The sequence below is a fragment of the Leptolyngbya sp. FACHB-36 genome, assembly GCF_014695955.1.
Taxonomy (GTDB): Bacteria; Cyanobacteriota; Cyanobacteriia; order Leptolyngbyales; family Leptolyngbyaceae; genus FACHB-36.
Genome location: NZ_JACJPG010000035.1, coordinates 1 through 9,436 on the forward strand (window position 1 = coordinate 1; position 9,436 = coordinate 9,436).

The 9,436-nt window shown below is 57.0% G+C and carries 8 protein-coding genes; all 8 read left to right on the forward strand.

Features of this window, described 5'->3' with window-relative positions; genetic code table 11:
• Positions 1-116 precede the first annotated feature (116 nt).
• A complete protein-coding gene (locus H6F43_RS00480) occupies positions 117-482 on the forward strand; it encodes a hypothetical protein (protein ID WP_190340078.1) in 366 nt (121 codons plus the stop codon).
• Positions 479-862 (forward strand): hypothetical protein, encoded by a 384-nt coding sequence (locus H6F43_RS00485; RefSeq protein ID WP_190340079.1) that lies wholly within the window; start codon positions 479-481, stop codon positions 860-862. The genes H6F43_RS00480 and H6F43_RS00485 overlap by 4 nt, the downstream gene beginning before the upstream one ends.
• Positions 859-1,116, forward strand: coding sequence for a hypothetical protein (locus H6F43_RS00490; protein WP_190340080.1), 258 nt, complete (start codon positions 859-861; stop codon positions 1,114-1,116). The genes H6F43_RS00485 and H6F43_RS00490 overlap by 4 nt, the downstream gene beginning before the upstream one ends.
• Positions 1,106-1,504, forward strand: a complete 399-nt coding sequence (locus tag H6F43_RS00495) for a hypothetical protein (RefSeq protein WP_190340081.1) — start codon at positions 1,106-1,108, stop codon at positions 1,502-1,504. The genes H6F43_RS00490 and H6F43_RS00495 overlap by 11 nt, the downstream gene beginning before the upstream one ends.
• Positions 1,505-1,599: 95 nt before the next feature.
• Positions 1,600-2,355, forward strand: coding sequence for a hypothetical protein (locus tag H6F43_RS00500; protein ID WP_190340082.1), 756 nt, complete (start codon positions 1,600-1,602; stop codon positions 2,353-2,355).
• Between the two features lie 177 nt (positions 2,356-2,532).
• On the forward strand, positions 2,533-3,054 hold the full coding sequence (locus H6F43_RS00505) for a hypothetical protein (protein WP_190340083.1): 522 nt from the start codon (positions 2,533-2,535) through the stop codon (positions 3,052-3,054).
• Positions 3,055-3,095: 41 nt separating this feature from the next.
• Positions 3,096-3,698: a hypothetical protein gene (locus H6F43_RS00510; RefSeq protein WP_190340084.1), complete on the forward strand. Its 603-nt coding sequence runs from the start codon at positions 3,096-3,098 to the stop codon at positions 3,696-3,698.
• 120 nt (positions 3,699-3,818) lie between these two features.
• The coding region (locus H6F43_RS21785) for a tape measure protein (protein WP_199290077.1) at positions 3,819-9,436 on the forward strand (5,618 nt) is incomplete at its 3' end.

Genomic DNA, 9,436 nt, shown 5'->3' on the forward strand with positions numbered 1-9,436 from the left:
TCGCTTATCAAACCCATCAGACCGTTTACAAGGTGAAGCACCGGATGCTGTCAAGTTACTTGATTCAGCAACTCAAATGCCCATCTGTTCTGATGGTGCTTGCGTAAGTCCTGAGCTTGCTGATTCTCTCGGTACCGACGGGCAGCATTGCCACCGACGAACTTGGCAACCCGATCGACGCCACTATCCCCAAACCCGTCCGCTGCTATCTGAAATCCAAGGGCACGCGCAAACAAATTCCTACGGAGTCAGGGTTTGACGAATCAGCGCTGTTTCTAGAAGGTTTTTGCGTCGAGCCAATGATACTGCCGCTCGAAATCCAGGCAAAGACGATCGCACAGGCGCAATTTGGCGGCATGGCGGGCGCTTTCTGGCTCCTGGCTCCCATTAACCCGCCCTACGGCAGAGAAGGGATAGGCGCAATTTCGGAGGCGACAGAGGGCACGAAAATTACAGGATGGTTTCAGGAGGGCGCAGAGTGAAGCTCAATCTAAGCAAGCTCAATCGCGCCATTAGTCGAGCCTGGGACGGCACTATAGACGCCTATGCAGAGCAGTGCCAGGAAGAACTGACAGCAGAGAAGTGGACGTGGAACGGCACCACCAAGCGGCGAAATGGTGAAACCGTAGGCACCCCACGCGATCGCCGCGACGAAGACGAGCTATTCGACTCGCAGACCATTGTTCAAGTGGACGAAGAGACCGCGATCGTTGGCTACACAGCGGCCCATGCCGCGATCGTCCACGAAGGTTATGCGGCTGACGAGACGATTTATCCGGGAACGCCCTGGCTGCGAACCGCGCTTGAGGAATTACCTCTAGATAGAGTAATGTCGGATAAGCTACGGAGAGAGTTAAAGTGATCCGACCTACCCTTGAGGAAGTCATCAAGCGGCAGGCAGATATCGTTGCCAGGATTCAGGAGCGCTGCGATCGCACAAACCTCCCGGAAGAGGCCAGACTTCTATCTGCTGCCTTGAAGAACCATTGCACAGTGCTAGAGATTCTGCTGCGATTGCAGCACGGCGATCGCTCAAACCCAGCACCGATGGAGACTCGCTTCCGCACCTACAGCCCTGGCGCGACCTACGCCACCGAGGAAGACGATGACGAGTGAAGAGTTGCGTAATGTGCTTAAGGCCCTGCTGGTAGACGAGCTTGGCACCTACAGCCTTGCTAGCGGCTCTGTTCCGGCGATCGCCATCCGCTACTCAGGCGATATAGTAGCGAAGCAACAGACGAGCGGCCTGGAAGTTGTTATCCGCGCCCAGCCGGAGAGCGCTCCGGGCTATCTCTACGGCGGCGTGCAGCGAAAGCGGACGTGGCAGCTCTACCTGGTGCAGCGCGACGGCAAGCTGACCTTGAGAGCGGCAGTAGAGAAGATAGAAGCGCATTTTGTCGGCGCTCGCAGCGTACCGATCGGGGTTGAGAAAAACCTGGGCATCCGCGAGCAGGTCAGCATTCGGATTCCTGATTTTCAGGATTTTTCAGAGTTTTCAACCTGACCGGCTCCGCGATCGCGCGGTGCCTGCTTCCGCCTCCCCATCCCTTAGCTCCTCACTAGTGGGAACTCCAACTCGACCTCTAGAGGATCGATTGGATGTCCCAGTCCTTTGTCATTGGCGTAAAAACCAAGCTCTTTTTCACGGTAATGCCAGAAGAACTGCTGGTAGCCGATTTGATTGTCCCTCCGACTGACGTAAATATCACCGTCTCCGAAGTGATCGAGGCTGACGAAGACGAACTTACCGTCAGCGCACCGCTCACCGGACCCATTCCTGCAGGTACCCCGATTCCCCTGACTGTGGGCACAGGTGCTGCCGCCAGAACGCTCAAAGTCTACACCGCCGCACACGCGCGGATAGGTGACACCAAGCTGGAGATCGTTCCCGTGACGATCAACCAGATTCAGCGCGCAATGAAATCGGCTTCAGCAACTGACTTTGCCACCGGATCGACAGGCACCTACAAAGCCAAGCTGCGACTGCAAGGTGGAACCACATCCAGCAAGCAGATCCAAAACCAAAACACGGAAACCAAGATTTACCAAGATGGTTTGGCCTATAACACGGGCCTGATTACGGGAGCAGGCTGGACTGTTCCCTACACCTCGAACCTGCTGCCGCTAGATGATGGCTACTACCGCCTCAACTATGCTGGAGTGCGCGCGATCGAGGGCATTCACGGCTATCTGTGGCTGGAAGAGCCCCCGGCTGTTGGCTACACCAGAGGCAATGGCATCGCAGGTCTGGTGCAGCTAGAGAACTTCAACACTGAATTGCCCAGCGATGGTATAGTCTCATTCCAAACTCAGTTCCTGGGTCGTGGGGAGCCAGCTTTAACGCCCTACTCGTAAGCAAGCAATTCCTCGATCGACTATTGCCCGATTGTGCTTGAAGCAGTCGCCTTTGGCGCTGCGCAGCATGGTCGGGCTTTGTGCTGCAAATCCGCAACGGGGCGTTGCGGAAAAGGGAAGCTCCCACCGACCAAAACGCGGTGGGAACTCTGTTGCGTCAACAGATGAGGATTCCCCATGACCGTTTCACTGCCTTTTGCCGTTGCTCCTAAGCCCGAAACCGTTAAAGTGGGCAATGTTGCCTGTGGCGTGTTGGAGATTCAGAAATTTAACGATTTGACGCCCGTAGAGCGTGTGTGGATTCGCCAGCAGAAGGCAGAAATCCCCAACATTCAAAGCGAGGGCGTCAAGCTGGCAAGAAAGCTTTCTCAGACGAGTGGGCTGCCGTTGGTTGAAGTCTTTCAAGCGCTGATGGCAGGCAACCTGGCTTACCTGGCAGACTACACTGACGACGTGCTGAAATTCCTTGACGATGCAGACGAGTTCAGCCAGAAGCAGGCTGAGATTATGGCGTCGGCAATTCTGGTGCATCGTGTCTCCCCGGACTGGGAAGTCGAGTTCTGCCAGGATGAAAAGATTATTCTGCCTGAGATGGTTTCGCTGCTAGAAATCTTCGCTAATAACGAAGCGGCTCATTGGGCTGGGGTTCAATCCGCTGAGCCTGTAGAACTGACTGAAGAAGCACTGGGAAACTCCTAGAGCCAGAGCCGGAGCCGAATTGGGCGGAAATTTTCTGGCGAGTGCAGCGCGACTGGGGCCACGATCCACGCTTCTCGGCAGAAAATTTTGGGTTCCAACCGACCTGGTTAATCCTGCAAGCGTTGGAGCACGGTGCAAAGCTCCGGCAGGAAGAATTGCACATGGCAGAGTTGGGTATTGCCCAGCTCTGCGCCCTCTTTGTAAATGCAAACAGGGACCCTAAAAAGGGCGAACCTGCCAAGGCAAAGGACTTCTGCCACTTCACGCCGAAAGAATCGGAAATTCAGATCAACGGCGCTGCTTGCGATGCGTTCTTTTCATTGGCTCCCGATGAAAAGCTGCCTGCGTGGGCGCTGGCGCTGGCCCCTGTAGACAAACTGAAAGCGCAGCGGAAGAACAGACCTGCACCGAAGCCTCGCGCTTGGGCAAGCGAGGACGAAGTGCTGCTGATTTTGCCTCGCGTTAAGGGCGATCGCGCTGTCTGCTCATTGGCCTTTGTGGGCGAGAACGTCAGCGGTTTGGTAACCCTTGCCGATGTCGATTCGGGCACAGAGTTTGCGATCGAAGTGCCCACGGGCAAGCCGCGTTGGATTGTAGATGCTGAATTTGATGTAGCAGGAGGTTCTGATGCAGAAGAGGATTGAATTTGCGCTGATGGCGCTGCTGAGCCTGCTGCTGATGGGCGCGATCGCACTGGTGATGCTGTAAAAAACTCGGTCAGTCCCACAGTAGGAACCCTAACCCGACGCCGCACGGGTTAGGACATGGAATTAGTTGGAGCAATTGGATTAGAGCTACGGCTTGAGCGAAATGCGTTCGATCGCCAGTTGCGCGCACTGGAGACGACGAACCCAATTGCGCTGAATGTGCGGTTGAACCGTTCGCAGTTAAATCGGGAGCTGGGAGCGCTCACCCGACCGATCGCCCTGCAACTGTCGCTGGGCAACGCGAACGCAATTGAGCAGCAGCTCAAGGTGTTGACCCGCGATCGGGCTATCACGATTCGGACCCAGCTAGATGATGCAGCGCTAAACGGCCTCGATCGACGGCTGAAGGGCTATAGCGATCGATCCTTTAAAGTCGTTGCGCAGGTGGATGACTCGGCGCTAACGGCGCTGAACAAGCACCTGGATCTGAAGCAGAAGCACTTCACGCAGGTCAATAACTATTTCAAGTCCACGCCACTGAAGCCACGCACCGATACGAGCGGGCTGGATGCGTTGGCAGGCCGCTTGCAAGAGGTGCGCAGCCAGATTGCAGGGCTGAAATCTCAATCGGTAGAAGTCCCCGTTACGCTCCGCTACGCCAATGCAGGCAGGCCCGCGATTCCGGCCTTGACGCAGACCGTTGACCTGGACACCAGCAAGATTGAGGACTCGCTCTCGAACAGCGTGGAGCGGGCGTTTAAGCGAGTTAAGGGCGGCGGCATTGGTAGCGCGATCGGGGGACTGATCACGGCACCTCTGAAACTGGCAGGTGGAGCAGCAGGTACTCTGCTATCCGGGCTGGCCCTTGGAGCAACGCAGCAGCTCAGCACCAACCTGGGCAAGGGGTTGTCTACAGCCCTAGAAACCTCTCTCAGCCGCAGCATTGGCAGCACTGAGTTGCTAGGGGAAAAGGTCGGCGGCGCGCTGGGAGGCGCGATCGTCACAGGCTTCGGGGCAAAAGCAGGCGAGCTGGTCAAAGTCCTGGAAGCCCAGCTTGAGAAAGTCCAGGACCCCAAGCAGCGACGCAAACTACAGGCGCGACTGGAGCAGATTAAATCCCTGCCAGGGCAGACACGGGACGCGGTTCAGCAGACGATCGGACAGGAGGAGATCCGCGCCGAGGGGCTAGCGATTAGAGGTCAGCAACGGGAGTCAAAATCAGCCCGCACGCCCGTAGTCCGTGAGCAAGCAGCGGCAGAACTGAGAAGCGCCGCGCTGCAACAGGACCGGATTGATTCAACGGCTGGGCGGCAGTTTCAAATCCTCCAGCGACAAATTGAGGCGCGGCGCGGAGAGCTAGCGAAGGCCCAGGGCAAATATCAGCGGCTAGAGCAGCAGGTGCAAGTGGCGCAGAGCAGCGGCGCACCGACTGGCCAGATTGAGGCGCTAGCCGCAGAGCTGAGATCGTCGGCGGGTGGGCTGAGAGGGCTGGCAGAAACGATCGACACCCTGACCAAGGCGCAGAACACAATTCAGCAGGCGGCTTCTGAGGCGAAGGCAGCCACCTCCAGCGCCTATCGCCAGTTTGAAGCGGTCGGACCCAAGCAGCAGCCGAAAACCTACGAAGACTTGGCCCGCACGGTCTTTAAGGACCAGTTCGATGCTGATCGCCTACCGCAGCTCAAGATTGCGGATGCTTCCCTGAAAAAATCAGGTGCGGTTAGCCAATACGACCCCGCTCGCAACGCGATCGAGGTCACCAGCGAACTCTACGAGCAAATTCAGAAAGGCGCTTTAACGCCTGCTCAGGTCAAAGTTTTATCGGAAGAACTCAACCACGCACAGGACTTCGATTTTGGTTCCTATCGTGGCTTAAATGCCTCTCGCAACAATCGCATTGTGGGGCAGGCGGTAACGCCGACAGCGGCTGAGTTTGCCGAAATTGCGCCAAACCTGGGCCTGTATGCTTCCGAGCGGCGTGGGTTAGAGCTAAACGCCAAAGTCAAAGCGATCCGCAACACCCAAGAGTTTGTAGGCCAGCAGAACCAGGCGCAGACGATCGAAGGTGTGACAAATCTTGCATCTAGCAAAGAAGTTGTTGCAGATCGTAAGCGGCTATTCCAACAAAGTCTTGCCAAGCTTCAACAGCTAGCCACCCAAACAGGCGACGACGTTTCTAAGTTGATTCCTGCCTACGTCGCTGCCTTTGAGCAGGTAGAAAACAAGGTCAGCGCGATCGTCGATGAGGTGGTTGCTAACACCGAAACTATTGACGCTGCGGGACTGGAGAGGTACGGGCAGAAGCTATCAGTACCCTCGCAAGACCTGATTGGCATTGAGCAGAAGCTGGCGAAGCGGATTGCAGATCAGGAAACTCAAGCATCTCTGCGGGCTGACGAAGGATTAGGGACGGCATACCTGCCACGCAGCGTTGATGCCCCTGCTACGGTTCCCGACGAGTTTCTAAACCCTCGTATCGATCCGTTTGGCGGTGAACTAAACACCAGTAGTAATAAATACGAACAGGTTGACGGGCAATTCAGGAAGCTAGATTCTGCCAAAATTGCCGATTTTGAAGCGCAAATTGCACCCACGCGACAGCAAGCTGCGGTCAACCAGCAGCAGAGTGACCGTTTGCGGGCGCAATTAGCGAACAACCCTGCAACTCCGAATGCTAAAGGGGTAGAGCTTTCCCTCCTCAAGCAAGTCGCTAAAAACCAGAAAATTGTCGCGGATCTGGAAGCTCAAATTCAGGCACTATCACCGGACGAGCTGGAGCAGGTCGGCAAGCGATTAGCGCGAACTTATACAGCGCTTCTGAATGAGGTTGAGCAAGACCTAACAACAGTCGATCGCTATTTGCAGCAGACAGCGGCGTCCACACAAACTGCCGTTGTCCCATCTCAACCGCAAGCAGCTCCTGCCAAAGCGGTCGCAGAGCCAGAAGTTAAGGCACGCGATTCATTCACGAATCCCCAGCTATTAACAGCTGCCCGCAAGCTGGGCATCCAGGGCGTTAGCTCCAAGAGTCGCAAGGATGACCTGCTGATTGCCCTGCGCGGCTATCGCAATCAGCCCCAAGTAGATGATGTGCTGGCAGACGTCGATCGCACCGTTGGGCGCGACGGTAAGCCTGTAGGCGGGTTCGATGCCACAGCGGAAAAGCGCCTGATCAAGCAGGTTGCGAAGTCCGAGAAAGACCTCAACCTAAAGCTGAAAAAACTTCAAACCGCGTCGGGTGAGAAGCGACAGAAGTTGCTGAGTGAAGTGGTTTCTGGGCTAGAGCAGCAGATTGCAGAGATTGATGCTGCCAAGGCGCAAGGGCTGTCTGGGGAAACGGTGCGCAGCCTATCTGCAACGCAGGGGCGGCTACGAGCAACCTCAAACACCAATCCGGCCCTACTGGAAGCGCAACAAGAACGGATTCAGCAGTCAAGACAGGTAGCCGCGCAGACAGCGCAGCGAGGAGCGTCGTTTACCACGCAGGGCAATAGTTTAGACCGACTGAAAGCCCAAAGTCTAAACGGCGCAATGGCAACCACTCAGACAAGTCTGCAATCGATCGCGGATCAACTGAGTCAATTCAGTCGTGGAGTCAGCAGAGCGGCTGAAAAAGGACTTGCCGCCGCGACCGGAATTGAGACGCAGGGCGGACTAGGACGAACCGCGATCGCTGCCGCTAGAAGCGAGAAGGGTTCTGCAATTCTGAAGGATCTGGCTGTTAATACAGGCGGATTCGTCGCTTCGCAGGTTGCAGGGTCGCAAGGCACGGTTGCCGGACTGGGAGGTGATTTAGTCGGTGCGCTGGCGGTGCGGCAGGGGTTAAACCTGGGCGTCTCCGGTGTGCAGGCATATCGCCAGCTCAAGGACGATCCAGAGTTCCAGGCCGCTAGCAAGTTGGAGAAAGCGAAGCGGCTGGCAGCAGCAACGGGGCGGCAGTTTCAGGGGCGCGATATTGCCCGAACGCAGGGTGAGGAACTGTTCGGCGATGTCACCGGGTTTGCGGTTGGTAATGCAGTGGCTCAACTGCCGATTCCATTACCGCTCCGAGGGGCAGCAGCAGCGATGGTTGCCGTTCCCAAACTGGCAGCGCTGCGGGAGCGAATCCAGGCACGATCGACGCCCACAGACGAGCTAGAGGGACTGAAGGCGCAGTCTCTGTCTGGGACAGGGCAGGCCGTTCGTCAGCGAACCGAGGAATTACAGCGGCAGGCGTTAGCGACCGTCGATCGCGTGCTGATGAACGCAACGAATGCGCTGGAAAATTTGAGCGCCAAGGGCGGCACGGTTAGCAAAAAAGACCTGCGGGCGCTGGATGCCATCAACAAGCAGGCAGAGCGGCTGATTGAGCAGCAGGCGTCGCTGGCCTCAGATGTGTTTGAAGCACAGATGCAGAAGCTGAACCAGCAGGCGATCGCCGTGGGGCAGCGCATCACGCAGAAGTACGCCAGCTTCGATCCGGGTGTGGTGGGAGATCGGGCGCTGTCGAACCAGGCAGAGGCGGAAGCGAAACCCGTCATTGCCCGCAACCAGCGTGAATTTCGGGAGCAGCGGCGACTGGCGTTTGAGCAGGAGCGCAAGGGTAACGTCATTGACGACGAACCCGCCTCGATTGACCTAACCCGAATTCTGGATGAACCCGCGCGTCAGAATCCGTTTAAGCGCGCGCAGGGCTTGTTTCGTGACCTCAAAGGCAGCCTCCGGGATGGGTCGGTTTCCGAGGCTCAGAAGCTCCTGCCTGATAGCAAAACGCTGCTGAACGATATTCGCACGGCGCAAATTACGACGGCGGCACAGGGCGACACAGAGCAATCGAAAAAACTGCAGCGAACCGGAGATCGAGCGGAGCGAGCGATCGAGGGAACGCAGCGAATTCTGAACAAGCCCCTGGATGCGGTCACGGGTAAGGACCTGGCGCAGATTCGAGAGTATCGCCGCGAGCTGCTGGGCGTGTTCAAGCTGCTCGATCGTCCGGCTCCTACGGGCGGCAATCCCCTCAGCGGGCTGCTAGATGGCTTGGGCAAGCTCAAGCCACTGCTGGGACCGATTGCGGCTGGATTCCTGGGATTCCAGGGCGCTCAGGCGGCGATCGGCTTCCTGAAGCAGTTTGGCAGCGAGGCGCTAGACGCCAGCATTAAACTCAACAATTTAAAAACCTCGCTGAAATTCTCCAGCGGTGGCGCGGCTCAAGGTGCGGCAGATCTGACGTTTGTCCGGAAGACGGTTGATGACCTCGGCACACCGCTGGGAGCCGCGCAACAGGGCTTTGTCAAGCTGTCAGCCGCAACGCGAGGCACAACGGTAGAAGGACAGGCGACCAAAGAGGTTTTCACTGGGCTACAGCAGGCGTCTACGGTGCTGGGACTGTCTGCGGACGATACCTCTGGCGCGATTCTGGCTCTGTCGCAGTCGGCATCCAAGGGTAAGGTCCAGGCCGAAGAACTGCGCGGGCAATTAGGCGAGCGAATTCCCGGCGCGTTTGGCATTGCGGCGCGAGCAATGGGCGTCACAGAAGCCGCGTTAAACGGCATGTTGGAGCGGGGCGAGGTGATGTCCTCGGAATTCCTGCCTAAGTTTGCACGTCAGCTACAGACGGAGTTTGGCGGTGCGGCACAGAGTGCGGCACAAAATATTCAGTCGAGCTTCAATCGGCTGGACGGCGCGAATCAGCAGTTAAAGGAGTCGTTCGGCGAAGCATTCCAGCCTGCAATCAAAGCAGCCGTGGACGCCCTGAC

Bases quoted from the DNA above. Each gene is read 5' to 3' on its own strand.
- H6F43_RS00500 (WP_190340082.1), top strand. From the start codon at position 1,600: ATGTCCCAGTCCTTTGTCATTGGCGTAAAAACCAAGCTCTTTTTCACG.
- H6F43_RS00495 (WP_190340081.1), top strand. From the start codon at position 1,106: ATGACGAGTGAAGAGTTGCGTAATGTGCTTAAGGCCCTGCTGGTAGAC.
- H6F43_RS00505 (WP_190340083.1), top strand. From the start codon at position 2,533: ATGACCGTTTCACTGCCTTTTGCCGTTGCTCCTAAGCCCGAAACCGTT.